Source organism: Pseudomonas sp. TE3644, from assembly GCF_056278815.1.
Genome location: NZ_JBWBQF010000001.1, coordinates 3,955,201 through 3,981,487, shown reverse-complemented (window position 1 = coordinate 3,981,487; position 26,287 = coordinate 3,955,201). Strand labels below are relative to the sequence as shown.

Below are 26,287 nucleotides of genomic sequence, written 5' to 3'. Positions count from 1 at the left end.
AGCCGCTGCCGCCAGGCTGCGCTGGCCGGTGTGACCCCGGAAATCTTCAGGGGGCATAGGGCCAGCGCAGCCTGGCGGCAGCGGCTACAGGGTATCAGTGGCGCACCGGGATAGCGTGATGATGCGCCGTTACCGCCTCATTGGCCTTCGCCACTTCCCACGCATCACGCGGCTCATCCAGGTCGCGGTTCAACGTCTCCGGCGTCTTGAACGTGGTGTACAAGGTCGTCACCGTCAACAACGCCAGGTAGCACGCAATCGGCACCCAGGCACCAATTCCGGCATTCACCTCACCCTCATGGGTGGCCATCACCACGGCAATGATCCCGGCGCCAATCATCGGTGCAATCCCGCCAGCGATCACCGCCGACACTTCCCGCGCAATCGACACGCCCATGTAGCGGTGACGTGAGCCGAACAGCTCCGGCATCAACGCCGCCTGGGTACCGAACATGCCCCAGGTACCAATACCCAGCGCAATGGAAATGGCCACGATGCTGGCGGCGATATTGCCCTGGCTCAGCACCCACCACACCGGGAAGGCCAGGGCCAGTTGCAGCAACGCGAAGGCGCGGTACACCTTGACGCGGCCGAAGCGGTCGCTGAGTTTGCCGGCGATGGGCACGGTGATTGCGCCCAGGCTGGCGGCGCAGATCAGGGTCAGCACGCCCACCGGGCCCTTGAGGCCGACCACGCCGACGATGTAGCTCACCGCCAGCGCCTGGTAGATGGACGAACCGCCGTTCTCGGCCAGGCGCAGGCCAATGCCCAGCAGCAGGGTGGGTTTGGAGTGGGTCATGGCGCTTTTCAGCGGGTTGGCGCATTCACGCTTCAGTGCCTTGAGGCGAATGAAGGTAGGCGACTCCTTGAGCTTGAGGCGCATGTACAGGCCCAGGGCGACGATGACCACGCTCATGAAAAACGGCACGCGCCACAGGTCAGTCTGGGTGATGTTGTCGTTGCCGCTGACCACCAGGAAGTACACCAGCGCCGCCAGAATCGTGCCCAGCTGAATACCCAGGAACGGCAGCGCCGCGTAAAAGCCGCGTCGGCCCTTGGGCGCGTACTCGGTCATCATCACCGCCGCCCCCGCCTGTTCGGCGCCGGCGCCCAGGCCTTGCAGCAGGCGCAGCACCACCAGCAGCACCGGTGCCAGGTAGCCCACTTGATGGAAGGTGGGCAGGGCGCCGATCAGGGTGCTGGAAATGCCCATCAGCAGCACCGTGGCCGAGAGCACGAACTTGCGCCCCACGCGGTCGCCGATCATGCCGAACAGCACCCCGCCCAGCGGCCGGATGGCAAAGCCCAGGAAGTAGGTGCCGAAGCTGGCGATCAGGCTCATGGCGCGGGTCTGTTCGGGGAAAAACAGCGGGCCGAAGATCAGCGCCGAGGCCAGGGTGTACAGGGCGAAGTCGTAGTACTCAAGCGCGCTTCCCAGGGAACAGGCCCAGGCGGCACGGTGCAGGTCTTTCTTCACCTGCGGGTCAACGGGTTCAGCGGCTTCGGACGGCGAGTGGGCGAGGGTCATGTGCTTCCTCCAGGCGCCTTCATGGCGTCTTGTTATGGATAGGCAACCGGGTGGGTTACAGGTTCAACCGCTGGATTTCCTGGAGCATGGCCTGCTCCATCACATCGATGGGCGCGTCGTGCCCGGTGTACAACTCGATCTGCCGACAGGCCTGGTGCACCAGCATGCGCGTGCCTGCCACGGTGCCGCAACCCAGGGCGCGGGCCTGGCGCAGCAGGGCGGTCTGCACGGGCATGAAGGCCACGTCCATGACGATCAGGTGGCTTTGCAGGCGGCCGTCCAGCGGGTTGCTGTCGGGTTGCTTGAAGCCTACCGAGGTGGCGTTGATGACGATGTCGTAGGCTTTGGCGTCGAAGCGCTCGATGCTGCCGCCCCAGCGTGCGTCCAGGGATTGGGCCAGTTCGCTGCCGCGCTCGGCGCTGCGGTTGAATACCGTCACCTGGGCGCCGGCCTTGCGGCAGCCGTACACCACGGCACGGGCGGCGCCACCGGCACCGATCACGGCGATGCGTTTGTCGGTCAGGCGGGTGACTTCCTGCAGGGCGCGCACGGCGCCCAGGTAATCGGTGTTGTAGCCGGTCAGCACGCCGCCCACGTTATTGATGGTGTTGACCGCGCCGATGATCTGCGCTGCCTCGTCGATGGCGTCCAGGTGCGGCATCACCGCCTGCTTGTAGGGCATCGACACGTTCATGCCGCGCACGCCCAGGGTGCGGATCGCGCCCACGGCGGCCACCGGGTCTTCCACGCCGAAGCAGACAAAGGTGTAGTCCAGGCCCAGGGCCGCGTAGGCGGCATTGTGGATCTTGGCCGAGAGGGAAAACGGCGAGCCCATGATGGAACCGCACAGGATAGGCAGGGATTGAGGCATGGAAGGCATCCTTGTTTAAAGTGATTCAGACGACGCTGGTCAGGCCGCCGTCGACGAACAGGGTCTGGCCATTGATGAAGTCGGCGGCGCTGGAGGCGAGGAACACGGCGGCGCCGCACAGCTCCTCCACCTTGCCCCAGCGCCCGGCCGGGGTGCGCTTGACTAGCCAGTCGTCGAAGGCCGGGTCGTCGGCCAGGGCCTGGTTGAGTTCGGTACGAAAGTAGCCGGGGGCCAGGGCATTGATCTGCAGGCCGTGGCCAGCCCAGTCGGCGCACATGCCACGGGTCAGCATGCGTACGGCGCCCTTGCTGGCGGCGTAGGGGGCGATGGAGGGGCGGGCCAGTTCGCTTTGCACCGAGGCGATGTTGATGATTTTGCCGCGCTTGCGGGCGATCATGTGCCGGGCCACGGCCTTGGAGACGTTGAACACGCCGTCCAGGTTGGTGCTCATCAGGCGGTGCCAGTCCTCCGCACTGAAGTCCTGCAACGGTTGGCGGTGTTGCAGGCCGGCGTTGTTGATCAGGATGTCGAGCGGGCCGAGGCGGGCTTCCAAAGCGTCGATGGCCTGGGCCACGCCGGTATGGTCGGCCACGTCGAACACAACGTATTCGGCGTCCAGGCCTTCGTCGCGCAGCAGGGCGCAGGCGGCCTGGGCGCGTTCGCTGTCACGGCCGTTGAGTACCACCTGCGCGCCGGCCTGGGCCAACCCGCGGGCCAGGGCCAGACCGATGCCGCGAACGGAACCGGTGATCAGCGCCCTTCGGCCATTGAGGCGAAAGCTGTCGATCATGTGAGTCTCCCGGTATTGGATTTATGAGTAAGGGATGAGCCTACTGTCCACCCCTGGCACCGGGGCGCGCCAATCGTATATGGTGATGGGGTGATCACCGTTGGTGATCACCAGACAGGGAGTGGTCCATGGAACTCAAACACTTGCGCGCCTTCGCCGCCGTCGCCGAAGAACTGCACTTTGGCCGCGCGGCGGAGCGCCTGCACATCGTCCAGCCGGCCTTGAGCGCGCAGATACGGGCGCTGGAGGAGGACGTGGGCGCGCAGTTGTTCGAGCGTGATCGCCATGGCGTGGAGCTGACCGAGGAGGGCGCGCTGTTCCTGCCCGAGGCCCTGGCCACCCTGCGCCAGGCCGGGCGCGCGCGCGAGGTGCTGCAACAGGCGGCAGCCGGTGAGGTGGGCGTATTGCGGCTGGCCTTCGTGTCATCGGTGCTGTCGCAGTTATTGCCGGACCTGGTGCGGCAGATGGAGCAGCGTTACCCGCGTATCGAGCTGGAGCTCAAGGACATGCCGTCACTGCTGCAGGCCCGGGCGTTGCAGGACAATGCCCTGGACTTCGGCCTGGTGCGGTTGCCGTTGAGCGTGCCGGGCGTACATACGCGCATGCTGTTTGAAGAGTCGCTGGTGGTGGCGCTGCACGAAGGGGACCCGCTGTGTGCCCTGCGTCGGGTGCAGCCTCAGGATCTGGCCGGGCGGCCGGCGCTGGTGCTGGCGCGCAAGTTCGCGCCGGGGCTGCATGATCAGATGCTGGTGGGGTTCCACCGGCGCAAGGTGACGTTGACCATTGCCCGGGAGATGGGCGAGTTCACCACCTTGCTGGCGTTGGTGGCGGCGGGGTTGGGGGTGGGGATCGTGCCGGCGGGGGCGGCCTCGGCGTTGCCGGCCGGCGTGGTCACCCGGCCGCTGGCGCTGGCCATGAGCGGCGCGGGCATCGGCGTGGCCTGGACGGGGCTGGAGAGCCCGCGCAAGCGGGCGTTGATGCAGGTGTTGGATGAGCTGTATCCCTGATTTGGCCCCGCTGCCCAACACCCCACGCCCATACCTAACGCCCCACGCCCACCCCGTAGCCGCTGCCGCCAGGCTGCGCTGGCCTCATGCCTCACTGCACATCTCCAGGGTTCACACGGGCCAGCGCAGCCTGCGGCAGCGGCTACGGGGTGGGGGTGAAATTCATCGCTACGCCGTTCATGCAATAACGCAACCCCGTCGGCGCCGGCCCATCATCAAACACATGCCCCAAATGCCCGCCACATCGATGGCAATGCACCTCGTTGCGCTCCATCCCCAGCGAGCTGTCGCGGCTGGTGTCCACTGCCCCCGCCAACGGCGCGGTAAAGCTGGGCCATCCCGTCCCGCTGTCAAACTTGGCTTCAGAAGCGAACAACGGCAACTGGCACCCCGCACAGGCAAACCGCCCGCGGCGGTGCTCATTATTAAGCGGGCTGCTGAACGGCCGCTCCGTACCCTCACGCCGCAACACATCAAACTGCTCATCGGTCAGCAACTGATGCCACTGCGCATCGCTGTGCTGCACTTCGAACGTCTGCGCCGGCGCCGCCATGGCCAGGCGCTGACGCCCCACCACCAGGCCCACGGCGGCCAGTGAACCCAGGGCGGCGGCCTGGAACAAGAAACCTCTTCGCGACTGCATGCTGGCTCTCCTGCTGGGCCATTGGATAGCCAAAGTGTCGGCCTGGGCGTTTCCCCAAGTCCTCACGCAGGGTTAAACGTTTTGTGACACCTTTCGCATTTCCCCTGCATTTCGTCAGGAAACAGTGGGCGGTAGACGTAAATCCGCAGTCACAGTCCTAGAATCTGAACATCCAGGGATCAAGGAGGCCGTCATGGACATGTCAGCCGAGCAACTTGCCAGTGTGGTGACGCTCAAATCGTCCGCGCCCACGGGCAGCGGATGCATCGACAAGGTATTACGGGCGCTGCGTACCCATCTGGGGATGGATGTAGCCTTTGTCTCGCAGTTTCGAACCAGCGATCGGGTGTTCGTCAACGTCGACACCGACGGTGAAGGCCCGATCAAGCCAGGCGACACCCTGTCCCTGGACGTGGGCTACTGCCTCAAGGTGGTAGAGGGCGACCTCCCCGAGCTGATCGCCGACACCGCCGAATTCCCCGTGGCCATGGCCCTGCCGGAGACCCTGGCATTGCCGATCGGCTCGCACATGAGCGTGCCCATCCACCTCAGCGACGGCCGCCTTTACGGCACCTTCTGCTGTTTCGGCTACAGCGCCGACAACACCCTGGGCCACCGTGACCTGCTGGTGATGAAGGTGTTCGCCGAACTGATCGCCGACCGCATCGAGGGCGACCTGACCCTGGTCCGCGACCGCGTGGCCAAGCATCGGCGCATCTCGGCGGTATTGGCGGGCAACCAGCCGGCCATTGTCTACCAGCCGATCTTCGACTTTCAGGGCATGACCATCTGCGGCTGGGAATGCCTGTCGCGTTTCAACGTCGAGCCCATCCGCAGCCCGGACCAGTGGTTCAACGAAGCCGCCGACGCCGGCCTGGGCGTGGAACTGGAATGCCACGCCATCGCAGCTGCGCTGAAAAACATGGACGCGCTGCCCTCGGGCACCTACCTGACCCTCAACTGCTCGCCGCAGCTGATCACCAGTGGCCGCCTGATCGAACTGCTGGGCCTGTGCCCGGCCAGCCGCATCGTGCTGGAAGTCACCGAGCACGCCATCGTCAACGACTACCGCACCTTGTTGCTGGCCCTCAAACCCCTGCGCCAGATTGGCGTACGCATCGCCATCGACGACGCCGGCGCCGGCTACGCCAGCATGCGCCACATCCTGCAACTGCGCCCGGACATGATCAAACTGGACATCAGCCTGACCCAGGGCATCGACCACGACCCACAGAAACGCGCCATGGCCTCGGCGTTGATCGCCTTTGCCCGCGAGACCGGCAGCACCATCGTCGCCGAGGGGGTGGAGACCCGCTCGGAGCTTGAGGCGTTGCGGTTGTTGGGGGCCAACAAGGTGCAGGGGTACCTGCTGGGGCGGCCGTTGACGTTGCAGGATGCGTTGGCGTTGGTGGAGCGGGTGGCGGTTAATTGCCTGGATAGTCCCATCGCCAGCTCAGCCTGAACTGATCACCCGTAGCCGCTGCCGAAAGGCTGCGCTGGCCGGTGTGAACCCTGGAGATCTCCAGCGGGCCACAGCGCCAGCGCAGCCTGCGGCGGCTACGTGCGGGTGTAGGTAGGGCATTTAGCACGAGCTTGTAGGAAACATCTGTTATTGCTTCGGTGCCTTGTTTCCAGGGGAAACTCTCCTTACCCTCCTTGCTGTCGCTGAATACTCAGCGATCGGGTTTGGTAGCCCGATTCAGATCAAGGCGCTCAAGGATACTTTTCATATGGATAAGCTGACGCCTGTTTCACCCGCTGCAACCCTCCAATCCCTTCTTACCGCAAGCTGCGCATTCGGCGCCCACGACGAAAGCGGCGAACCCCTGTTCCAGGTACGGGCAGGCGTCGACGCCGAAACGGCGTTGTCGCAGGTGGCGCTGCTGCTCAAGTGCGCTCATGAAACGGCTTATGAATTGACTGACAACGGCTGCGAAAATCCCGGGCTGGTCTGGTCAGTGGTTCAGTCACTCGAGAGTGCGCAGGCGCTGGTGGATTCGGTGCTGAAGGGCACGCCACGGTTGGCGTGATCTTGTCGCCTTCGGCAGTGGCGACGGTGTGGTTCGGATGTGGGATTTACAGATGTCTAAGTGTTCTTCTGATCGTGACGTGACTCTGGAAACTCAACGGGCGGATGATGGCATGAAGGTGTTGAAGGCTTTGCCAGATAAGCCTGGTCATGCTTTGGCAGATTTGTTGCGACAATGCAATTTGAGGGCGTCTGAGCCTGAAGAGCTGGCCCTGTGGCACGCTATCCGTCCGGTGGGGCTGGAGGTCTGGTAGATACGCACCGTGGCAAATTCAGGCTGCAATGTATTGCCCCCGCACTCCCACAAAGCCGTGTAGCTGCTGTCTTGAAACCGCGTTGCCTGCATCGCGACTAAAGTCGGCTCCTACGCGGATGGCGTAGGAGCCGGCCTTGGCCGCGATGCAGGCGACACCGTCCGTAGCAGCAACTGTCTTGTGGAGGTCACCACTGTGGGAGATTCTACGGTTTTGGGCAAACATTGAGTTCAACCTAGCACCCTGTAGGAGCGGCCTGTGGCCGCGAAGGCCCCACCGCGAACTGCCTGACATACGGCGGCGCCCGCTCCTACAGGTGCCAGGCTAAACCCGATTTGGGGCCTTGCACTGTGGGAGAAAGGGGGGCGCCTAGCCCTTGCTCGCGATGGCGCCAGTGAGTGCCCCTCGCGAGCAAGCTTTGCGCCCACAGGGTGACTTTCAGGCCATGAAGGCCGCTTCCAGCAGCTGTTGGGTGTAGGGATGCTGCGGGTCGGCAAACACCCGCGCCGCCGGGCCTTGCTCCAGCACCTGGCCCGATTTGATCACCACCAGTTGATGGCTCAACGCCTTGACCACCGCCAGGTCATGGCTGATGAACAGGTACGTCAGGTTGTACTTGAGCTGCAACGAGCGCAACAACTCCACCACCTGCCGCTGCACGGTGCGGTCCAGCGCTGAGGTCGGTTCATCCAGCAAAATCAACGCCGGTTTGAGCACCAGCGCCCGGGCGATGGCGATGCGCTGACGCTGACCACCGGAGAACTCATGGGGGTAGCGGTGGCGGCTGTCGGGGTCCAGGCCCACTTCCTTGAGGGCTTCGATGATGGCCTGTTCCTGCTCTGCAGGCGTGCCGATGCCGTGTATGCGCAAGCCCTCGCCAACGATCTGCGCCACGCTCATGCGCGGGCTGAGGCTGCCGAACGGGTCCTGGAAGACGACTTGCATCTGCCGCCGGAACGGGCGCACTTGTTCGCGGCTGAGGCCGTCCAAGGGCTGGCCGTGGAAGCGGATGGCGCCCTGGCTTGAGATCAGCCGCAGGATGGCCAGGCCCAGGGTGGATTTGCCCGAGCCGCTTTCGCCAACGATGCCCAGGGTTTGCCCGCGTGGCAGGCTGAACTGGATGCCGTCCACCGCCTTGACGTGGCCCACGGTGTGTTTGAAGAAGCCCTTCTTGATGGGGAACCAGACCTTGAGGTCGTCAACCTCCAGCATCGGCTCGCCCGCCACGGTGGCGGCGGGTTCGCCGCGTGGTTCGGCGCCCAGCAGTTCGCGGGTATAGGGGTGTTGCGGGTTGCTGAACAGCTGTTCGCAGTCGCCCTGTTCGACGATGCAGCCTTGCTTCATCACGCACACGCGCTGGGCCACGCGCTTGACCAAGTTGAGGTCGTGGGTGATCAACAGCAGGGCCATGCCCAGTTTCTGTTGCAGGGACTTGAGCAGCTCCAGAATCTTTAACTGTACGGTGACGTCGAGCGCCGTGGTGGGCTCGTCGGCGATCAGCAGTTGCGGCTCGTTGGCCAGGGCCATGGCGATCATCACGCGCTGGCGCTGGCCGCCGGACAGTTCGTGCGGCAGGGCCTTGAGGCGCTGGCGCGGGTCGGGGATGCCGACCATTTCCAGCAGTTCCAGGGTGCGCGCGGTGGCGGCCTTGCCGGTCAGGCCCTTGTGCAGGCCCAGCACTTCGTTGATCTGCTTTTCGATGCAGTGCAGCGGATTGAGCGAGGTCATGGGCTCCTGGAAGATCATGGCAATGTCGTTGCCACGGATCTGGCGCAGGGGCTTTTCGTCCATGTGCAGCAGGTCCTGGCCATTGAACATCACCGTGCCGCTGGGGTGGGTGGCGATGGGGTAGGGCAACAGGCGCAGGATGGAGTGCGCGGTCACCGATTTGCCCGAGCCGCTTTCGCCCACCAAAGCCAGGGTTTCGCCACGGCGGATGTCGAAGCTGATGCCTTCCACCACGCGCGCCGAACGCTGGTCGTTGTCGAATTGGACCGACAGGTCGCGGATTTCGATCAGGTTGTCAGGGTGCATGTCATTTCCTTGGATCGAACGCGTCGCGGGCGGCTTCGCCGATGAACACCAGCAAACTCAACATCAGCGCCAGCACGGCGAAAGCGCTGATGCCCAGCCAGGGCGCCTGCAGGTTGGACTTGCCCTGGGACACCAACTCACCCAGCGACGGCGAGCCGGCCGGCAGGCCGAAGCCCAGGAAGTCCAGGGCGGTGAGGGTGCCGATGGCGCCGGTGAGGATGAAGGGCATGAAGGTCATGGTTGAGACCATGGCGTTGGGCAGGATGTGCTGGAACATGATGCTGCCATCGCGCATACCCAGGGCGCGGGCGGCGCGCACGTATTCCAGGTTGCGGCCGCGCAGGAACTCGGCGCGCACCACGTCCACCAGGCTCATCCACGAGAACAGCAGCATGATGCCCAGCAGCCACCAGAAGTTGGGCTGCACGAAACTGGCGAGGATGATCAGCAGGTAGAGCACCGGCAGGCCCGACCACACTTCCAGGAAGCGCTGGCCGGCCAGGTCCACCCAACCGCCGTAGAAGCCCTGCAAGGCGCCGGCGATGACGCCGACGATGGAGCTGAGCACGGTCAGGGTCAGGGCGAACAGCACCGAGATGCGGAAGCCGTAGATCACCCGCGCCAGCACGTCGCGGCCCTGGTCGTCGGTGCCCAGCCAGTTCTGCGCCGAGGGCGGCGCGGGGGCGGGCACTTTCAGGTCGTAGTTGATGCTCTGGTAGCTGAACGGGATGGGCGCCCACAGGGTCCAGCTGTCCTTGGCCTTGAGCAGTTGCTGCAGGTACGGGCTTTTGTAGTTGGCTTCCAGCGGGAACTCGCCGCCGAAGGTGGTTTCCGGGTAGCGCTCGAACGCCGGGAAGTACCACGCGCCGTCGTAGTGCAGGGCCAGGGGTTTATCGTTGGCGATCAGCTCGGCGCCAAGGCTGGCCACGAACAGGAACAGGAACAGCCACAACGACCACCAGCCGCGCTTGTTGGCCTTGAACCGTTGCAGGCGGCGACGGTTGATAGGGGATAGGGTCATCTCAGTGCTCCCTGCGTTCGAAGTCGATGCGTGGGTCGACAACGCTGTAGGTCAGGTCGCCGATCAGTTTCACCAGCAGCCCCAGCAGGGTGAAGATGAACAGGGTGCCGAACACCACCGGGTAGTCGCGGTTGACCGCGGCCTCGAAGCTCATCAGGCCCAGGCCGTCGAGGGAGAAGATCACTTCCACCAGCAGGGAGCCTGTGAAGAAGATGCCGATAAACGCCGACGGGAAACCGGCGATCACCAGCAGCATGGCGTTGCGGAACACATGGCCGTACAGCACGCGGTTGTTGCTCAGGCCCTTGGCCTTGGCGGTGATGACGTATTGCTTGCCGATCTCGTCGAGGAAGCTGTTTTTGGTCAGGAAGGTCATGGTCGCGAAGTTGCCGATCACCAGCGCCGTCACCGGCAGCGCCAGGTGCCAGAAGTAGTCCAGTACCTTGCCGCCCAGGCTCAGCTGGTCGAAGTTGTTGGAGGTCAGGCCGCGCAGCGGGAACCAGTCCAGGTAGCTGCCGCCGGCGAACACCACGATCAGCAAAATGGCGAACAGGAACGCCGGGATGGCGTAGCCGACGATGATCGCCGAGCTGGTCCACACGTCGAAGTGGCTGCCGTGGCGGGTGGCCTTGGCGATGCCCAGGGGGATGGACACCAGGTACATGATCAGCGTGCTCCACAGGCCCAGCGACACGGATACCGGCATTTTCTCCAGGATCAGGTCGGTGACCTTGGCGTCGCGGAAGAAGCTGTTGCCGAAGTCGAAGTGGGCGTAGTTCTTGATCATCAGCCACAGGCGTTCGGGCGCCGACTTGTCGAAGCCGTACTGCTGCTCGATTTCCTTGATCAGCGCCGGGTCCAGGCCCTGGGCGCCGCGGTAGCTGGAGCCGCCCATGGACACTTCCGAGCCGCCGCCGCTGAAGCGGCTGGTGGCGCCTTCAAAGCCTTCGATCTTGGCGATGGCCTGTTCCACCGGACCACCGGGGGCGGCCTGGATGATGATGAAGTTGATGATCAGGATGCCGAACAGGGTCGGAATGATCAGCAGCAGGCGCTTGAAAATATAGGCCAGCATCTCAGCGCTCCTTGCCAGGCGAATCGGTGGCGGCAGGCGTTGGCACCACCGGGGTCACGTCGGGCTTGGCCCACCAGGTGGTGGTGCCCACGTCATAGCGCGGCGACACGGCCGGGTGGCCCAGGTGGTTCCAGTAGGCCACGCGCCAGGTCTTGATGTGCCAGTTGGGCACCAGGTAGTAGTTTTGCAGCAGCACCCGGTCCAGGGCGTGGGCGTGGGTGATCAGGCTTTTGCGCGTGTCGGCGTTGATCAGGCTTTCGGTCAGCGCGTCGACGGCCGGGTCCTTGATGCCGATCCAGTTGTAGCTGCCGCTGCGGTCGGCGCTGCTCGACTCCCAGTATTCGCGCTGCTCGTTGCCGGGCGATTCGGACTGCGGGAAGCTGGACACCATCATGTCGAAGTCGCGCGAGCGGCGGCGGGTGACGTACTGCGAGGCGTCGACGCGGCGCAGCACCAGTTCGATGCCAAGGTCGGCGAGGTTGCGCTTGTAGGGCAGCAGCACGCGTTCGAACTCGGGTTGGGCCAGCAGGAACTCGATGCTGACGGGCTTGCCGGTGGCGTCGACCATGCGGTCGTTGACCACGTGCCAGCCGGCGTCCAGCAGCAGCTTGTAGGCCTGGCGCTGCTGGTCGCGGATCATGCCGCTGCCGTCGCTGACCGGGTTCTTGAAGGGCGTGGTGAACACCCCGTCGGGGATCTTGCCGCGCAGGGGCTCCAGTATTTTCAGCTCATCGGCGTCAGGCAGGCCGGAGGAGGCCAGGTCCGAGTTCTCGAAGAAGCTGTCGGTGCGCGTGTAGGCGCCGTTGAACAGCTGGCGGTTGCTCCACTCGAAGTCGAACAGCAAGCCCAGCGCCTGGCGCACGCGCACGTCCTGGAACAGCGGGCGGCGCAGGTTGAAGATAAAGCCCTGCATGCCCACCGGGTTACCGTTGGGCAGCTCTTCCTTGATCAGGCGCTTTTCACGCACGGCCGGGGTGTCGTAGGCGGTGGCCCAGTTTTTCGCGGTCATTTCCAGCCAGTAGTCGAAGGCGCCGGCCTTCAGGGCTTCCAAGGCCACGTTGTTGTCGCGGTAGTAGTCGGTGGTCAGCACGTCGAAGTTGTACTGGCCGCGGTTGATGGGCAGGTCCTTGGCCCAGTAGTCCTTCACGCGCTCGTAGCGGATCGAGCGGCCGGCGTTGACCGCGGCCACTTTGTACGGGCCGCTGCCCAGCGGGAATTCGAGGTTGGCGCGGGTGAAGTCGCGGGTGGCCCAGTAGTGCTTGGGCAGTACCGGCAATTGGCCGAGGATCAGCGGCAATTCGCGGCTGTCGCGGGTCTTGAAGTTGAAGCGCACGTGCAACGGGTCTTCGGCCACCACGTCGGCCACGGCGGCGTAGTAGGTGCGGTACACCGGCGAGCCGTCTTTCATCAAAGTATTGAAGGTGAACACCACGTCTTCGGCGCGTATCGGGTGGCCGTCGTTGAAGCGCGCCTCGGGGCGCAGGGTGAAGCGCACCCAGCTGTTGTCCGGGGCTTTCTCGATGGTCTTGGCGATCAGGCCGTATTCGGTCAGCGGCTCGTCCAGGCTCTGGCGGGTCAGGGTGTCGTAGATCATGCCGATGTTGCCTTCGGGCACACCCTTGCTGATGAACGGGTTGAGGCTGTCGAAACCGCCGGAGCCTGCGGTGCGGAAGGTGCCGCCCTTGGGCGCGTCGGGGTTGACGTAATCGAAGTGCTGGAAGGTGGCCGGGTATTTGGGGGCTTCGTTGTACAGGGTGGCGGCGTGCTCGGGGGCGGCGCAGGCCAGCCCCGACAACAGCAGGCCGCAGGCTGTTGGCAGCAGGGCGCGTAGGCGCGTCATGGGTGACTCTCCACAGGCTTTGCCCACCACGTGTTCAGCCCCAGGGTGTAGGGCGGCGTGGTGACGAAAGCGAAACGGTTGCGATAGGCCAGACGATGGGCGTCCAGGTACCAATTGGGGATCATGTAGTGGTTGAACAGCAGCACGCGGTCCAGGGCGCGGGTGGCGGCTACCTGGTCATCGCGGGTCTGTGCGGCCAGCAGGTCATCGAGCAGGTGGTCTACCACCGGGTCGTGAATGCCGGCGTAGTTCTTGCTGCCCTTGACGCTGGCCTGGCTTGAGTGGAAGTACTGCCACTGTTCAAGGCCGGGGCTCAGGGTCTGGTTGAGGGTCATCAGAATCATGTCGAAGTCGAATTGGTCCAGCCGCTGCTTATACTGGGCGCGGTCCACGGTGCGCAAGCGCGCATCGACGCCGATGGCGAGGAGGTTTTCGACATAAGGTTGCAGGATCCTTTCCAGCCCCGGGTTGACCAGCAGCAACTCCAGGCGCAGCGGCTGCCCCTGGGCGTTGCGCAGGCGCTGGCCGTCTAGCTTCCAGCCGGCGTCGGCCAATAGACCCAGGGCGCGGCGCAGGGTTTCACGCTCGATGCCACGGCCTTGGGTGGTGGGCACGCTGAAGGGCTGGGCGAACAGCGCGGCAGGCAGTTGTTGGCGGTAGGGCGCCAGCAGCAGGAACTCCTTGCCGGCGGGCAGGCCGGTGGCGCTGAACTCGCTGTTGGGGTAGTAGCTGGTAGCGCGCCGGTAGGCGCCGTTGAACAGCGCGCTGTTGGTCCATTCGAAGTCCAGCAGCAGGCCGAGGGCTTCGCGCACGCGCACGTCGGCGAGGGCCGGGCGGCGGGTGTTCATGAACAGGCCCTGGGTTTGCGTGGGGATCTGGTGTTTGATCTGCGACTTGATCACGTTACCGCGCAGCACGGCCGGGTAGTGGTAGCCATTGGCCCAGTTCTTGGCCTGGTGCTCCAGGTAAATGTCGAACTCGCCGGCCTTGAAGGCTTCGAAGGCCACGTCGTTGTCGCGGTAGAACTCCACCTCCACCCGGTCGAAATTGTACTTGCCGCGGTTCACGGCCAGGTCCTGGCCCCACCAGTCCTTCAAGTGCTCGAACACCAGGCGCCGCCCGGGCATCACTTGGGTGATGCGGTAGGGGCCGCTGGTGACGGGGGGCTCGAAGGTGGTGGCCTGGAAGTCGCGGTCTTTCCAGTAATGCTCGGGCAGCACCGGCAGTTCGCCCATGCGCAGGATCAGCAGCGGGTTGGCGCTGCGCTTGAACACAAAGCGGATGCGCTGGGGGCCGAGCACGTCGACGCGCTGCACTTCCTGCAGGCTGGTGCGGTACAGCGGGTGGCCCTGCTTGAGCAGCGTGCGGTAGGAGAAGGCCACGTCGCGGGCGGTGATGGGCACGCCGTCGTTGAAGCGCGCTTCGGGGCGCAGGTTGAACACCACCCAACTGCGGTCGTCGCTGTATTCGACGCTTTTGGCGATCAGGCCGTAGCTGGACGTGGGCTCGTCGCCGGACGGGTCGTACTGGCCGGTGCCCACCATCAGGGTTTCGTTGAGCTCGCTGACGCCGTACTGGATGAAGTTGGGCGTGCTGACCGGGCTGGTGCCCTTGAAGGTGTAGGGGTTAAGCGTGTCGAAGGTGCCGAACGCCATCACCCGCAGGGTGCCGCCCTTGGGCGCCTGGGGGTTGGTCCAGTCGAAATGGCTGAAGCTGGCGGGGTACTTGAGGGTACCGAACTGGGCGTAGCCATGGCTTTGGAACACCGTCGCGCCAGCGTGACAGCTCAAGACCAGTCCAAGTGTGAGCAGCAGGGGCGAACGCATCAAGTCAGAGATCCGGTTTGTTACCGGTACAGTAACAGTTTGTCTCTGCTTGAAGAAGGGTTCGCCGGCTTTACTCGCTGGCGGCCGGAGGTTGGGTAATGGCCTTGACCTTGGCTTCGATGTCCAGGCGTTCTTCCTGGCTGAGCACACCGCGGTCCCACAGCTCCATGGCCGCGGACAGAACCCAGCCGTGGTAGAAGGCGCGGGACACGTCGCGGGTCTCGGCGCTCAGGGCTTCGAGGACGGCGTCCAGGTGGGCCAGTTTGCGGGCTTTGAGGGCTTCTGGGGTTTCATCGGTCATGATCAGGCCTTGTAAGGTCTGTAGCCGCTGCCGCCAGACTGCGCTGGCCCCCGAGTACACTGCAGATGTTCAGTGAAAGTCAGGGCCAGCGCAGCCTGGCGGCAGCGGCTACGGGATGGTGGGGTTCAGCGGTCGCGGTACACCACCAGGGTCTGGCCTGGCTTCAGCGCGCGAGCGGTGTTGGGGTTCCAGCGCTTGAGGTGGTTAACCTCGACGTTGAAACGCTGGGCCACCACGTACAGCGAGTCACCCTTGCGGATCTTGTAGCGGGTCGCCACTTGGCGGTTCTTGGCGCTGCTGCTGGCGCTGGCCACGGCGGTGGACTTGCCACGGCCCTTGGACACGCTGCGGGTGTTGTCCTGCATCACCAGGGTCTGGCCGACCTTCAGGTGCATGCCCGACAGCTTGTTCCAGCGCTGCAGCTCCTTGACGTCAACCTTGTTGGCCTTGGCGATCAGGCTCAGGTTGTCGCCACGCTTGACCTTGTAGCTGCGGCGTCGAGCGGGCAGCTCGGTGCGCGCCACATCCTCGACCAGCTTGCGCTTGGGCGCCAGGGTCAGCAGCTCTTCGGGGCCCATCTTGGCCAGGCTCTCGGTCAGCAGGTGGGCCTTGGCGGTAGGCACCAGCAATTGCTGGGGGCCGTCCACGGTGACGCGCTGCTTGAGGGCCGGGTTGAGCTGGAACAGCTCGTCCTCGTCGATGTTGGCCAGTGCCGCGACGCGGCCCAGGTCCATCTGCTGATTGACTTCCACCACCTCGAAATACGGCTGGTTGGCGATGGGGTTGAGGTTCACGCCGTAGGCCTCGGGCGACATCACCAGCTCCGACAGTGCCAGCAGCTTGGGCACGTAGTCGCGGGTTTCCTGAGGCAGGGGCAGGTTCCAGTAGTCAGTCGGCAGGCCCAGTTTCTCGTTGCGCTCGATGGCGCGGCTGACCGTGCCTTCACCGGCGTTGTAGGCCGCCAGTGCCAGCAGCCAGTCGCCGTTGAACATGTCGTGCAGACGGCTGAGGTAGTCCAGCGCGGCGGCGGTGGACGCCGTCACGTCGCGACGACCGTCGTAGAAACGGGTTTGACGCAGGTTGAAGTAGCGGCCTGTGGACGGAATGAACTGCCACAGCCCCGAGGCATCGCTGCGCGAATAGGCCATGGGGTTGTAGGCGCTTTCGATCACCGGCAACAGCGCCAGCTCCAGCGGCATGTTGCGTTCCTGCAGGCGCTCGACGATGTAGTGCATGTACAGGCTGCCACGGTCGCTGGCGTTTTCCAGGAACGAGGGGTTGCTGACGAACCACAGGCGCTGCTGCTCTACCCGCGGGTTCACGGCGATGCCGTCCTGCAGCTGGAAGCCCTGGCGCATGCGTGCCCATACATCCTGGGGCGCCTGCTGCTGGGCTTGCTGCTGGTTCTCGAACAGGGGTTTTTGCTTGATGCGTGCGTTCAGGCTGTGCAGCCTGACGCTTTCGGCATCCGGCACCTGGCTCGTGCTTTGGCACCCCACCAGAACCACAGGCAGGGTCAGCGCGATGGCTTGGGCCAAACGCGTCAATGCGTCGCAATTGAAGGGCTTTCGAGTGGTGGACGACATTGGCTGGGAAGGTGATCCGGGCAAAAATGTCGGGCGATTCTAGAAACTGCCCACCCCCGGGTCAACCTTTCAGAATTTTTTGACGTAAGCCGCGAGGCTTTAGAACTTATCTTTCCATGCCCTCAAGGCAGCAAAAACGGACTCGGGAGAAGGGTTTACAGCGCCTGTCCGTTCGTCTGCTTTTTCTTTGACGGCCGGTTCAAGCACCCTCAGGAAGGGGTTGGTGAGCCGTTCCAGGCCGATTGATGATGGCAACGTGATGCGATTTTCGTCGCGCAGGCGGGTAACGTCAGCGAAACGCTGGGCAAGGTGTTGGTTTTCGGGTTCCACCGCGCGGGCAAAGCGCAGGTTGCTCAAGGTATATTCGTGGGCGCAATAGACCGCCGTGGCTTCGGGCAGGCTGGCCAGGCGTTGGAGCGAATGATGCATCTGCGCGGGTGTGCCTTCGAACAGGCGGCCGCAACCGCCGGCGAACAAAGTGTCGCCGCTGAACAGCAGCGGCGCGTTGCCGGCGTGGTAATAGGCGATGTGGCCCAGGGTGTGCCCGGGCACGGCGAACACCTGGAAGTCCAGGCCCAGCACCTGCAGCGTGGCGTTGTCGTCCAGCGCCACGTCGCGGGCCGGAATGTTCTCGTGCGCCGGGCCGTAGACGGTGGCGCCGGTCAATTGCTTGAGCTCGGCGACGCCGCCCACATGGTCGTTGTGGTGGTGGGTGACCAGGATGTCGGTCAACTGCCAGTCCGGGTGCTGCGTCAGCCAGGCGCGCACGGGCGCCGCGTCGCCCGGATCGACCACCGCGCAGCGTTTGCTTGCAGTGTCTTGTAACAACCACAGGTAGTTATCGGTGAAGGCGGGCAGTGCGTCGATCTGTATCATGGCGCGATTCGCTAAGCGTTGAATAATGGTGCATCTTAGAACCTGTTGGGGCTATTGGTGAACCTCTTCGGTGGGAGATGGCAATGACCGATAAAGCTTTTGCGCAGGCCGACCCGGAATGGCTGGCGTTGATTGGCCAGGCCCGGGACTGGTTCGAGGGGCCGTTGGGCCAGTTCCTGCTCAAGGAAGAACAGACCCTGCTGGAGGAAGAACTGGGCCGCTTTTTCGGCGGCTACCTGGTGCATTACGGGCCCAGCGCCCAAGTGCCGCCCCAGGCACCCCAGGTGCAGCGCAACGTGCGCCTGGGCGCGCCGTTGCCGGGGGTGGAGATTGTCTGCGAAGAGCAGGCCTGGCCCCTGAGCGAACACGCCGCCGATGTGGTGGTGCTGCAACACGGCCTGGATTTCAGCCTGTCGCCCCATGGCCTGCTGCGCGAGGCGGCCAGCGCCGTGCGCCCTGGCGGCCACCTGATCATCGTCGGCATCAACCCCTGGAGCGCCTGGGGCCTGCGCCGCGCGTTCGCCCATGACGCCCTGCGCAAGGCGCGCTGCTTTTCCGCGTCCAGGGTGGGCGACTGGCTGAACCTGCTGGGCTTTGCGCTGGAGAAACGCCGGTTCGGGTGCTATCGTCCGCCGCTTGCGTCACCGGCCTGGCAAGCACGCCTGTCAGGCTGGGAGCGCCGCGCCGGGCAGTGGCAGAGTGCCGGTGGCGGCTTCTATATATTGGTCGCGCGCAAACTGGTGGTGGGCCTGCGCCCGCTGCGCCAGGTGCGTCGCGAACCCATGGGCAAGCTGATCCCGTTGCCGATGGCCAAGGTCAATCGGCGCAACAGCGAACCCTGACATCGACGGATAGGTAGTAATGAGCGATAGCGTTGAAATCTTCACCGACGGCGCCTGCAAGGGCAACCCGGGCGTCGGTGGCTGGGGCGCCCTGCTGGTGTGCAAGGGCGTGGAAAAGGAACTGTGGGGCGGCGAGGCGGCCACCACCAACAACCGCATGGAGCTGATGGCGGCCATCCGCGGCCTGGAAGAACTCAAGCGCCCCTGCGAAGTGCTGCTGGTGACCGACTCCGAGTACGTGATGAAGGGCATCAACGAATGGATGGTCAACTGGAAGAAGCGCGGCTGGAAGACGGCCGCCAAGCAGCCGGTGAAAAACGCCGACCTGTGGCAGATGCTGGATGAGCAGGTGGGGCGGCACACAGTGAAGTGGAAGTGGGTGCGCGGGCATACCGGGCATCATGGCAACGAGCGGGCAGACCAATTGGCGAATCGTGGGGTGGATGAGGTGCGGGCGCTCAAGCGCTGATCTTGTAGCCGCACCTGTCCTGAAACCGCGTTGCCTGCATCGCGACTAGAGTCGGCTCCTACACAGATCGTGGTAGGAGCCGGCCTTGGCCGCGATGCAGACGACGCGCTCGACAAAGATACACCCGCCCCCGTAGCCGCTGCCGCCAGGCTGCGCTGGCCAGTGTGAAGCCTGAAGATATTCAGCGAGGCCCAGGGCCCGCGCAGCCTGGCGGCAGCGGCTACAGAGCCCGTTCTGCTGCAGCCACTGTCTTGAAACCGCGTTGCCTGCATCGCGACTAAAGTCGGCTCCTACGCCGATCGTGGTAGGAGCCGGCCTTGGCCGCGATGCAGGCGACGCGGTCGACAAGGATACACCCGCCCCCGTAGCCGCTGCCGCCAGGCTGCGCTGGCCAGTGTGAACCCTGAAAATATTCAGCGAGGCCCAGGGCCCGCGCAGCCTGGCGGCGGCTAGCAGCCACTGTCTTGAAACCGCGTTGCCTGCATCGCGACTAAAGTCGGCTCCTACACAGGGCTAGCGTGCCTTCAGGGCGCGCTCCATCCGTGCGATGCCTTCCTCCAGCAGGGTCCGTGGGCAGCCGAAGTTCAGGCGCACGAACTGGCCGCCCGCTTCATCATCAAAATCAGTGCCTGGGCTCAGCCCTACCTTTGCCTCTTTCAGGAAGAAGGCATGAGGGTCACTCAGCCCCAGTGCGCTGCAATCCAGCCACGCCAGGTACGTCCCCTGCGGCAAGGTCATGCTCACCCCCGGCAAGCGCGTGGCCACGGCATCGGCCAGGTAGTCGCGGTTGGCCTGCAGGTAGGCGATGGCCTCGGCCAGCCATTGCGCGCCGTGGTTGTAGGCCGCCTCGGTCGCCACCAACCCCAGGGTGCTGACGCTGTCCACCATGCCCAGGCGCGCCACGTTGAAACGATGGCGCAACGCTGGGTTTTTGATCACTGCAAAGGCATTTTTCATGCCGGCGATGTTGAACGCCTTGGTGGCCGACATCAGGGTGATGGTGCGTTGCGCGATCTCGTCGTTGAGGCTGGCAATAGGGATGTGCTGGCGGCCATCGAAGAGGATCTGCGCGTGGATCTCGTCGCTGATCAGCAACGTGTCGTGGGCCACGCAGGCATCGGCGATGGCCTGCAGTTCGACGCGGTCGAACACCTTGCCCATCGGGTTGTGCGGGTTGCTGAGGATCATCGCCCCGGCCTGGCCGAGGGCCTTGTCCAGTGCCGCCAGGTCGGTGGGGTACTGGCCGCTGGCGTCCACGTGGAACGGCAGGTCGATGCGCGGCAGCTTCCAGTGCCCGGCGGCGTTGAGCAGCGGACGGTAGTTGGGCGTCTGCACCACCACGCCGGTACCAGGGGCCAGCAGGCCATTGAGCGCCATGTTCACACCACCTTCAACGCCCGGCAGGAACACCAATTCCTCGGGCGCCACCTCCCAGTCGAACACCTCGCGCAGGGCCTTGACCAGGGTGGCGCGCAGGCTGTCCTGGGCCACGCTGTAGCCCAGCATCGGGTGCATCAGGCGGTCCTGCAGGGCCTGGATGATGCCGGGGGCGACGGCGAAGTCCATGTCGGCCACCCACATGGGCAGCACGTCGGCGGGGAAGCGGCTCCATTTGGTGCTGCCGGTGTTGTGGCGGTCGTGGACGGTGTCGAAATTGAAGGTGTTGGCCACGAGGGTCTCCATGGGGCAGTGGCGGGGCAGGGCGATAATATGCGGTATTTGCGGCGGTGGTGCACGTTTGTCGAGCCTGTACGGCGGGCATCGCGGCCAAGGCCGGTTCCTACACGGACGGCGTAGGAGCCGACCTTGGTCGCGATGCAGACGACGCCATATCAAGTCAGTTGCTGCTACATCGGTTGCAACGCCTGCTCGGGATTGGGTGTTCGGGGCCCATGCCAGCCATCTCGCCTCCACTTATGCTAAAGTGCGCGGCTGTCCCCGCTGTTGAAATGACGAGAGTGTTGCACCCATGGCCACGAGATACGTAGTCCTCGATACCGAAACCACCGGCATGCCGGTGACCGATGGTCACCGCATCATCGAGATCGGTTGTGTCGAAGTCATCGGCCGGCGCCTGACTGGGCGCAACTTCCATGTGTACCTGCAGCCGGATCGCTCAAGCGACGAGGGCGCGATCGGGGTGCACGGCATCACCGACCAGTTCCTGATCGGCAAGCCGCGCTTTGCCGAGGTGGCCGAGGAGTTCTTCGAGTTCATCAAGGGCGCCGAGCTGATCATCCACAACGCGCCGTTCGACGTTGGCTTCATCAACAACGAATTCGCCTTGATGGGCCAGCAGGACCGTGTCGATGTCACCACGTATTGCACGGTGCTCGACACCCTGGCCATGGCCCGTGAGCGCCACCCCGGCCAGCGCAACAGCCTCGACGCCCTGTGCAAACGCTATGGCGTAGACAACTCGGGCCGTGAGCTGCACGGCGCGTTGCTCGACTCCGAGATTCTGGCCGACGTGTACCTGGCCATGACCGGTGGCCAGACCAGCCTGTCGCTGGCGGGCAACGCCAGTGATGGCGCCGAAGGCGGCAGCAACCAGGGCAGCGAAATCCGTCGCCTGCCGGCGGATCGTCGCCGTGCGCCGGTGATCGTTGCCAGCGAGGCCGAGTTGGCCGAGCACGAAGCGCGTCTGGCGATCATCGCCAAGTCTGCCGGTGCGCCGGCGCTGTGGAGCCAGCTGGTGGAAGCCGAGCAGGGCGCCACAGCCTGATGGCCGATTGCCCGCGATTGTGCGCGGGCGACCTTTTGTTACAAGCTCGTGCCCTCCCGGCTGACGCACCCGCCGGTCAGCTTCTACCCTGAGACCATGGGCCGCCTTTTGCGGCCGTCTCGGGGCTGCCTGTGATGTACAAAGACCTCAAGTTTCCCGTGCTGATCGTGCACCGCGACGTCAAGGCCGATACCGTGGCCGGCGCACGGGTGCGCGGCATCGCCCAAGAGCTGGAGCAGGAAGGCTTCAGTATCCTGCTGGCCACCGACGACGCCGAGGCGCGGCTGGTGGCGGCCACCCATCACGGTCTGGCCTGCATGCTGATTGCCGCCGAAGGCGCGGGCGAGCATACCCATCTGTTGAAGAACATGGTGACGTTGATCCGCCTGGCGCGGGGGCGGGCGCCGAACCTGCCGATCTTTGCGCTGGGCGAGCAGGTGACCCTGGAGAACGCCTCCGCCGATGCCTTGAGCGAACTGAACCAGTTGCGCGGCATCCTTTATCTGTTCGAGGACACCGTGCCGTTTCTGGCCCGCCAGGTGGCCCGGGCGGCGCGCAATTACCTGGACGGGCTGCTGCCGCCCTTCTTCAAGGCGCTGGTGCAGCACACGGCGCAGTCCAACTATTCCTGGCACACGCCGGGCCATGGCGGTGGCGTGGCCTATCGCAAGAGCCCGGTGGGGCAGGCGTTCCATCAGTTCTTTGGCGAAAACACTTTGCGTTCGGACTTGTCAGTGTCGGTACCGGAGCTGGGCTCGCTGCTGGACCATACCGGCCCGCTGGCCGAAGCCGAAGCACGGGCTGCGCGCAATTTCGGCGCTGATCACACCTTTTTCGTCATCAATGGCACCTCTACCGCCAACAAGATCGTTTGGCACGCCACCGTGGCGCGGGGCGACCTGGTGCTGGTGGATCGCAACTGCCACAAGTCGGTGCTCCATGCGATCATCATGACCGGCGCCATCCCGCTGTACCTGGCGCCGGAGCGTAATGAGCTGGGCATCATCGGCCCCATTCCCCTCAGCGAATTCAGCGAGGCGTCAATCCAGGCCAAGATCGACGCCAACCCGCTGGCCCGCGGGCGGCGGCCCAAGGTCAAGCTGGCGGTGGTCACCAACTCCACCTATGACGGCCTGTGCTACAACGCCGAGCTGATCAAGCACACCCTGGGCACCAGCGTGGAGGTGCTGCATTTCGACGAAGCCTGGTACGCCTATGCGGCCTTTCACGAGTTTTTTGCCGGCCGCTACGGCATGGGCACCACGCGGGGCGCGGACAGCCCGCTGGTGTTCAGCACCCACTCCACCCACAAGCTGATGGCGGCCTTCAGCCAGGCCTCGATGATCCACGTGCAGGACGGCGGCGTGCGGCAGCTGGATCGCGACCGTTTCAATGAAGCCTTCATGATGCACATCTCCACCTCGCCGCAGTACAGCATCATTGCGTCGCTGGACGTGGCTTCGGCGATGATGGAAGGCACGGCCGGGCGCTCGCTGTTGCAGGAGATGTTCGACGAGGCGTTGAGCTTTCGCCGCGCCCTGGCCAATCTGCGGCAGTCGTTCGCGGCCGAGGACTGGTGGTTCAGCATCTGGCAGCCGCCGGGCGTGGAGGGTACCGAGAAGGTCGCCACCGAGGACTGGCTGCTCGCGCCCCAGGCTGACTGGCACGGCTTTGGCGAAGTGGCGGAAGACTACGTGCTGCTGGACCCGATCAAGGTCACCCTGGTGATGCCAGGCCTGACCGCGTCGGGTGCCTTGAGCGACCGGGGCATTCCGGCGGCGGTGGTCAGCAAGTTCCTGTGGGAGCGCGGCCTGGTCGTCGAGAAAACCGGGTTGTATTCTTTCCTGGTGCTGTTTTCCATGGGCATCACCAAGGGCAAGTGGAGCACCTTGCTGACCGAGTTGCTGGAGTTCAAGCGCAGCTACGACGCCAATGTCGAACTGCTGCAATGCCTGCCCTGCGTGGCCCGGCTGGATCCGGTGCGGTATCAGGGCATGGGCCTGCGCGACCTGTGCGACCAGTTGCACGCCTGTTACCGCAGCAACGCCACGGCCAAGCACCTCAAGCGCATGTACACGGTGCTGCCCGAAACCGCCATGACTCCGGCCGACGCCTACGACGCGCTGGTGCGCGGCGAAGTGGAAGCGGTGCCCATCGATGAGTTGCCCGGACGCATCGCAGCGGTCATGCTGGTGCCTTATCCGCCAGGCATCCCGCTGATCATGCCAGGGGAGCGCTTCAGCGAATCGACGCGTTCGGTGATCGACTACCTGGCCTTTGCCAGGGCATTCGACCAGGGTTTCCCCGGCTTTGTCGCCGATGTGCACGGCTTGCAACACGAACACGGCCCTTACACGGTCGATTGCATCAAGGAGACCGAGCAGTCATGAGTACGGTCAACCCGGCCATTTCGGTGCGCCTGGCCGATGAGGCCTTCGCACCTTATGTGCTGGACAGTGAATACGGCTTTCAGGTGCAGGGGTATGCCTGCCCGCAGATCGGCCTGCCGGTGGCCAAATGGCCGGTGCAACCGGTGGCGCCGTACCAGAAATGCTATGGCATCGATCCGGACGAGTTCAGCAGCTACCGCGACAAGGACGACAGCGCCATTTTCGTCGCCTGGCTGGACGGGCGGGCGGTGGGGCATGTGGTGGTCAGCACCAACTGGAATGGCCTGGCCCATGTGGACGAGCTGGCGGTGCACGCCCCGGCGCGGCGCCACGGGGTGGCGCGGGCGTTGCTTGATGTGGCCAAGTGGTGGGCGCGCAAGAAGCGCTTGCCGGGCATCATGCTGGAGACCCAGAACAACAATCTGGCGGCGTGCCGGTTGTATGAGGGGTATGGGTTTGAGCTGGGTGGGCTGGATCATTTGCGCTATCGGGGGATTGATCCGCAGACCAGCGAGGTGGCGATGTTCTGGTATCTGATGTTCTGAGCACCACCTTCTATCCCAAACCCGAACGCCATCCGTAGCCGCTGCCGTAGGCTGCGCTGGCCCTATGCCTCACTGGAGATCTTCAGGGTTCATGCGGGCCAGCGCAGCCTGGCGGCAGCGGCTACAGGATGACTTGGGCTTTTTGGGTCACGATTTCCAGCAGTGCCTTGGCCGCAGCGCTGGGCTCGCTGCCTTTCAGCACCAACGCATGATTGATCCGCAGACCCGTGAGGTGGCGATGTTCTGGTATCTGATGTTCTGAACACCCCCTTCTATCCCAAACCCGAACGCCATCCGTAGCCGCTGCCGTAGGCTGCGCTGGCCCTATGCCTCACTGGAGATCTTGAGGGTTCATGCGGGCCAGCGCAGCCTGGCGGCAGCGGCTACAGGATGGCCTGGGCTTTTTGGGTCACGATTGCCAACAGCGCCTTGGCCGCAGCGCTGGGTTCGCTGCCTTTCAGCACCAACGCATGATTGATCCGCAGACCAGTGAGGTGGCGATGTTCTGGTATCTGATGTTCTGAACACCACCTTCTATCCCAAACCCGAGCGCCATCCGTAGCCGCTGCCGTAGGCTGCGCTGGCCCTATGCCTCACTGGAGATCTTGAGGGTTCATGCGGGCCAGCGCAGCCTGGCGGCAGCGGCTACAGGATGACTTGGGCTTTTTGAGTCACGATTTCCAACAGCGCCTTGGCCGCAGCGCTGGGCTCGCTGCCTTTCAGCACCAATGCATGATTGATCCGCAGACCAGCGAGGTGGCGATGTTCTGGTATCTGATGTTCTGAACACCACCTTCTATCCCAAACCCGAACGCCATCCGTAGCCGCTGCCGTAGTCTGCGCTGGCCCTATGCCTCACTGGAGATCTTGAGGGTTCATGCGGGCCAGCGCAGCCTGGCGGCAGCGGCTACAGGATGACTTGGGCTTTTTGGGTCACGATTTCCAACAGCGCCTTGGCCGGAGCGCTGGGCTCGCTGCCTTTCAGCACCAACGCATAATTGATCCGCAGAGCCGTGAGGTGGCGATGTTCTGGTATCTGATGTTCTGAACACCACCTTCTATCCCAAACCCGAACGCCATCCGTAGCCGCTGCCGTAGGCTGCGCTGGCCCTATGCCTCACTGGAGATCTTCTGAATTCATGCGGGCCAGCGCAGCCTGGCGGCAGCGGCTACAGGATGACTTGGGCTTTTTGGGTCACGATTTCCAACAGCGCCTTGGCAGCAGCGCTGGGCTCGCTGCCTTTCAGCACCAACGCATGATTGATCCGCAGACCCGTGAGGTGGCGATGTTCTGGTATCTGATGTTCTGAACACCCCCTTCTATCCCAAACCCGAACGCCATCCGTAGCCGCTGCCGTAGGCTGCGCTGGCCCTATGCCTCACTGGAGATCTTCTGAATTCATGCGGGCCAGCGCAGCCTGGCGGCAGCGGCTACAGGATGACTTGGGCTTTTTGGGTCACGATTTCCAACAGCGCCTTGGCCGGAGCGCTGGGCTCGCTGCCTTTCAGCACCAACGCATAATTGATCCGCAGACCCGTGAGGTGGCGATGTTCTGGTATCTGATGTTCTGAACACCCCCTTCTATCCCAAACCCGAACGCCATCCGTAGCCGCTGCCGTAGGCTGCGCTGGCCC

General features: G+C 64.2%; 21 protein-coding genes. 8 read left to right on the top strand and 13 right to left on the bottom strand.

From position 1 onward, the window contains the following. Window positions 1-94: 94 nt before the first annotated feature. Genes ACZ9GA_RS17470 through ACZ9GA_RS17460 form a run of 3 tightly spaced genes read right to left on the bottom strand, consistent with a single transcriptional unit; the run spans window position 95 to window position 3,189 of the window. Window positions 95-1,528 (bottom strand): MFS transporter, encoded by a 1,434-nt coding sequence (locus tag ACZ9GA_RS17470; RefSeq protein WP_457361509.1) that lies wholly within the window; start codon window positions 1,526-1,528, stop codon window positions 95-97. Window positions 1,529-1,583: 55 nt separating this feature from the next. Further along, complete coding sequence (aroE, locus tag ACZ9GA_RS17465; protein WP_457361510.1) at window positions 1,584-2,399, bottom strand: shikimate dehydrogenase; 816 nt, start codon at window positions 2,397-2,399, stop codon at window positions 1,584-1,586. A 25-nt stretch (window positions 2,400-2,424) separates the two neighbouring features. Further along, a complete protein-coding gene (locus tag ACZ9GA_RS17460) occupies window positions 2,425-3,189 on the bottom strand; it encodes an SDR family oxidoreductase (RefSeq protein WP_457361511.1) in 765 nt (254 codons plus the stop codon). Between the two features lie 128 nt (window positions 3,190-3,317). On the opposite strand from ACZ9GA_RS17460, the gene ACZ9GA_RS17455 reads away from it, so the two are divergent. Further along, a complete protein-coding gene (locus ACZ9GA_RS17455; RefSeq protein ID WP_457361512.1) occupies window positions 3,318-4,196 on the top strand; it encodes a LysR substrate-binding domain-containing protein in 879 nt (292 codons plus the stop codon). A gap of 142 nt (window positions 4,197-4,338) precedes the next feature. Here ACZ9GA_RS17455 and msrB read toward each other — a convergent pair whose 3' ends face one another. Next, window positions 4,339-4,839, bottom strand: a complete 501-nt coding sequence (gene msrB / locus ACZ9GA_RS17450; protein ID WP_457361513.1) for a peptide-methionine (R)-S-oxide reductase MsrB — start codon at window positions 4,837-4,839, stop codon at window positions 4,339-4,341. Window positions 4,840-5,032: 193 nt separating this feature from the next. On the opposite strand from msrB, the gene ACZ9GA_RS17445 reads away from it, so the two are divergent. Next, window positions 5,033-6,301 carry a sensor domain-containing phosphodiesterase gene (locus ACZ9GA_RS17445; protein ID WP_457361514.1) on the top strand — a complete coding sequence of 423 codons (1,269 nt, stop codon included), beginning with the start codon at window positions 5,033-5,035 and terminating at the stop codon, window positions 6,299-6,301. Window positions 6,302-6,569: 268 nt separating this feature from the next. Next, window positions 6,570-6,869 carry a DUF3077 domain-containing protein gene (locus ACZ9GA_RS17440; protein ID WP_457361515.1) on the top strand — a complete coding sequence of 100 codons (300 nt, stop codon included), beginning with the start codon at window positions 6,570-6,572 and terminating at the stop codon, window positions 6,867-6,869. Window positions 6,870-7,560: 691 nt separating this feature from the next. Here ACZ9GA_RS17440 and ACZ9GA_RS17435 read toward each other — a convergent pair. From ACZ9GA_RS17435 to gloB, 8 genes are all read right to left on the bottom strand, one after another. Then, the gene (locus ACZ9GA_RS17435) at window positions 7,561-9,156 is read right to left on the bottom strand and encodes an ABC transporter ATP-binding protein (RefSeq protein ID WP_457361516.1); all 1,596 of its coding nucleotides are present in this window, start codon (window positions 9,154-9,156) and stop codon (window positions 7,561-7,563) included. 1 nt (window position 9,157) lies between these two features. Then, window positions 9,158-10,177 (bottom strand): ABC transporter permease, encoded by a 1,020-nt coding sequence (locus ACZ9GA_RS17430; RefSeq protein WP_457361517.1) that lies wholly within the window; start codon window positions 10,175-10,177, stop codon window positions 9,158-9,160. A 1-nt stretch (window position 10,178) separates the two neighbouring features. Next, window positions 10,179-11,252 carry a microcin C ABC transporter permease YejB gene (locus ACZ9GA_RS17425; protein WP_457361518.1) on the bottom strand — a complete coding sequence of 358 codons (1,074 nt, stop codon included), beginning with the start codon at window positions 11,250-11,252 and terminating at the stop codon, window positions 10,179-10,181. A 1-nt stretch (window position 11,253) separates the two neighbouring features. Continuing rightward, the gene (locus tag ACZ9GA_RS17420) at window positions 11,254-13,092 is read right to left on the bottom strand and encodes an extracellular solute-binding protein (RefSeq protein ID WP_457361519.1); all 1,839 of its coding nucleotides are present in this window, start codon (window positions 13,090-13,092) and stop codon (window positions 11,254-11,256) included. Further along, window positions 13,089-14,918 (bottom strand): extracellular solute-binding protein, encoded by a 1,830-nt coding sequence (locus ACZ9GA_RS17415; protein ID WP_457361520.1) that lies wholly within the window; start codon window positions 14,916-14,918, stop codon window positions 13,089-13,091. The genes ACZ9GA_RS17420 and ACZ9GA_RS17415 overlap by 4 nt, the downstream gene beginning before the upstream one ends. A gap of 70 nt (window positions 14,919-14,988) precedes the next feature. Next, the gene (locus tag ACZ9GA_RS17410) at window positions 14,989-15,219 is read right to left on the bottom strand and encodes a hypothetical protein (protein WP_455925723.1); all 231 of its coding nucleotides are present in this window, start codon (window positions 15,217-15,219) and stop codon (window positions 14,989-14,991) included. Between the two features lie 125 nt (window positions 15,220-15,344). Then, window positions 15,345-16,805 (bottom strand): transglycosylase SLT domain-containing protein, encoded by a 1,461-nt coding sequence (locus ACZ9GA_RS17405; protein ID WP_457361521.1) that lies wholly within the window; start codon window positions 16,803-16,805, stop codon window positions 15,345-15,347. 99 nt (window positions 16,806-16,904) lie between these two features. Continuing rightward, window positions 16,905-17,681, bottom strand: a complete 777-nt coding sequence (gloB, locus tag ACZ9GA_RS17400; RefSeq protein WP_457361522.1) for a hydroxyacylglutathione hydrolase — start codon at window positions 17,679-17,681, stop codon at window positions 16,905-16,907. Window positions 17,682-17,764: 83 nt separating this feature from the next. Here gloB and ACZ9GA_RS17395 point away from each other — a divergent pair, with 83 nt between their 5' ends. Both ACZ9GA_RS17395 and rnhA read left to right on the top strand, forming a co-directional pair. Further along, on the top strand, window positions 17,765-18,523 hold the full coding sequence (locus ACZ9GA_RS17395) for a class I SAM-dependent methyltransferase (protein WP_455925726.1): 759 nt from the start codon (window positions 17,765-17,767) through the stop codon (window positions 18,521-18,523). Between the two features lie 19 nt (window positions 18,524-18,542). Beyond that, window positions 18,543-18,992, top strand: a complete 450-nt coding sequence (gene rnhA, locus ACZ9GA_RS17390; protein WP_027978216.1) for a ribonuclease HI — start codon at window positions 18,543-18,545, stop codon at window positions 18,990-18,992. Between the two features lie 513 nt (window positions 18,993-19,505). Here rnhA and ACZ9GA_RS17385 read toward each other — a convergent pair. Then, window positions 19,506-20,675 carry a MalY/PatB family protein gene (locus tag ACZ9GA_RS17385; RefSeq protein ID WP_457361523.1) on the bottom strand — a complete coding sequence of 390 codons (1,170 nt, stop codon included), beginning with the start codon at window positions 20,673-20,675 and terminating at the stop codon, window positions 19,506-19,508. 286 nt (window positions 20,676-20,961) lie between these two features. On the opposite strand from ACZ9GA_RS17385, the gene dnaQ reads away from it, so the two are divergent. From dnaQ to ACZ9GA_RS17370, 3 genes are all read left to right on the top strand, one after another. Beyond that, window positions 20,962-21,717 carry a DNA polymerase III subunit epsilon gene (gene dnaQ / locus ACZ9GA_RS17380; protein WP_457361524.1) on the top strand — a complete coding sequence of 252 codons (756 nt, stop codon included), beginning with the start codon at window positions 20,962-20,964 and terminating at the stop codon, window positions 21,715-21,717. A 134-nt stretch (window positions 21,718-21,851) separates the two neighbouring features. Then, window positions 21,852-24,107 carry an Orn/Lys/Arg family decarboxylase gene (locus ACZ9GA_RS17375; protein WP_457361525.1) on the top strand — a complete coding sequence of 752 codons (2,256 nt, stop codon included), beginning with the start codon at window positions 21,852-21,854 and terminating at the stop codon, window positions 24,105-24,107. Beyond that, a complete protein-coding gene (locus tag ACZ9GA_RS17370; protein WP_457361526.1) occupies window positions 24,104-24,652 on the top strand; it encodes a GNAT family N-acetyltransferase in 549 nt (182 codons plus the stop codon). Before ACZ9GA_RS17375 ends, ACZ9GA_RS17370 begins: the two co-directional genes overlap by 4 nt. The last annotated feature ends 1,635 nt before the right edge of the window (window positions 24,653-26,287 follow it).